Genomic DNA, 3,062 nt, shown 5'->3' with positions numbered 1-3,062 from the left:
TACCAACAGTTTCACTTCCGTTTGATGGTGGTAAATTAACTCCATCAAATTTCCAATTTAAGTTTGTACCTACACGTTGTAAAACATAAGGATGACTTACGTTAATCATTCGTAAACTTGTTTCGTCTAGCTTTGCATCTAAAACGTCGTTTACTCTAATGTTTATTGCATCTGCAGTTCCAGTATTTTCAAATTGAATAGTGTAAGTTAAATAATCATTTGATGTAAAAGTAGAATGCACAATTTTTCCACCATGTGCTTCTGTTTTGTCATTTGGATCATAAGAACCAACTATAACTTGAGTTAATACAAATGAATTATTACTAGTATTTATATCTGCAGAAGGAATTGTAATAGCAACAGTATTGGTTACCAATTGTTCTAAACTTACAGTTGGAATTGTTGGTACTTGCATAGTTACAAACATATATCTAGTTTCTCCAGGTAATAAATTTGTAAAATTATATGTAAAACCATATGCAGTAATTACGCTTCCAGCTTGCGAAGTACTTAGTACAGTTACTACAGGAGAATTTGTAAAAGTTACTGTTCCAGAAGCAATAGTTTGAGTTCCATAATTAGTATACTGAATTTGATTAACATAGGTAAAACCTGGTCTTGGTGGCGCACCAGATTGATACATAAATACTGCCAAATCATTAAAAGGTGTTGCGGTTAAAGGAAAATTATAAGTTGTAATTCCAGAATTGTTAGCTACAGTTATGTTAGAATAAGAAGCAGGAGCAACTGTATATTGTGAAGCATAAAAAGGATATACTGAAAAAGTTATGTTATAACTATTTGCAGGATTAGATTCATATAATATAACGCCATTATTATTAGAATTTGCTGAAGTTTGTGTTCCATTATTTACTTGATATGTGTAATTTCCATAATTAAAACTTTGTTCGCCATTGTTTTGAACTCCATTTCCATTAGTATCTAAAAATGCATTTAGTAGAATTCCATTTGAAATTGCTAGTGGAGTTGTTAAACCAGCATCATTTGAAACTTGATTTCCATTATTAAAACCAGTTACAACAGCTGTATTATTTACAAAGCCATTGTTTATATCATTTTGAGTTAAAACATAAGTACTTGTAAATGTTGTTGTATCAGATGAATTTGCGGCCAATAATGTTATGGTTTGATTAAAAGATTCAAGTTGACTTGTTAATGTAATATTTGAGATTGCATCAACACAAGTATTATTAGTAATTGTATAATTATAATTTATTACATCGCCAACATTAGTAAAACCATCATTATTATAATCTTGATAATTTCCAAAAATAGTTACACTTATTCCTTCATTATATGCAATAGCAACAGTAATACCTTGAGAAGTGCTGTTAAAGGAATTTGTTACAGAAATTACATTGTTGCCAGAATGTAAATTGGATAACGTTGCAGTTGTACCAGTTCCTATTAAAACTGGATTACCATTTAAATTTAAAATCCAATTTCCTGTTGAAGGCAAATTACTTAATGCTACACTTCCAGTATTTAAATTGCATGTTGGTTGCGTTATTGAAACAATTGTTGGATTAGCAAGAATATTTGTAACATTAGTTTTTGTTAATGTAGCTGTACTACAATTATTTGGGTTTGCAGTTTCGCAGATTTGATAATTAATTATAAAAAAATATGGAGTTGGTGGTCCAGACAATGTAGATACCTCACCATTTGAGTTAATTGTAAAATCAGTTGTATTGTTTATTGTTGTAATTGTAACATTAGATGCATTTGCTTGTAATCCGTTTATAGAATCGTTAGTTAAAACATTAAATGTTGCTAATGGTACATTAGAAATATCATCACTTGCAATAATTGTACTGTTTTTTACCGTAACACTTGCAACTGCATTTTTAAAATTATTAGGGTTTGCATTTTCTATAACTTTATAAATTAATAAATAATTACCTGGTGAAGTTCCTGCGGCAACAGTAACGCTATTTCCATTTAAAGATACACCAGAATTATTAGAACTTACAAAGCTTGCCGTATAATTTGTTGGATTTAAAATTATACCATTAAATGTATCATTAGCCATAACATTAGTTAAAGAAGTTCCGCCTGTTAATCCATTTATTCCAATTCCTTTATCATTTGTAAGTTGTAATCCTTGAGAATTTATAATATTAATAGTTTGAATAATTAATGTTGAGTTTCCACAAGCATCAGTTGCAGTCCAGTTTCTAATTATTGTATAATTTCCAAAATTATCTACTGCACTAGTTGTAGAATTAAAATTGACAAGTACATTACCTGAACAATTATCAGTAAAACTTAAAGTTGGAGTTAATGGAATAGAATTACTGTTAACAGTTACGTTTAGCGGAGAATTTCCAATAAGAATAGGACTTGTAGTATCTTGAACCGAGACTGTTTGTGTGTGTATAATTGTCTCTCCGCTATTGTCAGTAGCTGTCCAACTTCTAATTAATTGATATTGACCTGGACAAATTCCTTGATTTAAAACTTCATTAAAAGTTATCGATACACCGCCAGAAGTTGAAGATGCTGTTAAAGGTGTTGCAGAAGGAACTGATAAACATTCTACTGTCATATTAGCAGGCAAAGCAGAAGTCCAAACTAAATTAGTTGTTTTAGATTCATACCCAAAAGATATAATTGTAAAGTATAATAAAACCAAAGTGTAAAATTTTCTCATAATCAAATGTTTAGAAACCAAATGTAAGAATATTATTTGTAAATAAATAAATAATTGTTTTTATTTATCACAATTAGTTATCTAAAAAAACTCCAAATTCTAACTTTTTTAATAGGAATTTGGAATTTTACTATTGAAACTTTAAGTTTTACTCTTTAACAATCTTAAAAACTTTCTCCAACCCTAAAGAAGAAACCTTAACAAAATAAATTCCACCAGCAAGTTCAGATAAATTTAGTTCTGTATCTAAGGCATTTACATTTTTAGCAATCATTTTTTGTCCTAATAATGATAAAATTTCAACTGAATCTATAACCGAATTATTAGAAATTTTTAAATTATCTTTTACAGGATTTGGATAAAAATTGAAATTAGTAAAAGCAAAATT

At 28.7% G+C, this 3,062-nt stretch carries 2 protein-coding genes; both read right to left on the bottom strand.

The window, feature by feature from the left end; genetic code table 11:
- On the bottom strand, window positions 1–2,674 hold a 2,674-nt coding region (locus tag ACH2BC_RS07075), incomplete at its 3' end, for a beta strand repeat-containing protein (protein WP_395053291.1).
- Between the two features lie 148 nt (window positions 2,675–2,822).
- Window positions 2,823–3,062 (bottom strand): T9SS type A sorting domain-containing protein (locus tag ACH2BC_RS07070; RefSeq protein WP_395053290.1); only part of this gene is annotated, 240 nt, incomplete at its 5' end.

The organism is Flavobacterium sp. (genome assembly GCF_043760115.1).
Classification (GTDB): Bacteria; Bacteroidota; Bacteroidia; order Flavobacteriales; family Flavobacteriaceae; genus Flavobacterium.
This window is presented reverse-complemented; position numbering and strand designations above follow the sequence as displayed.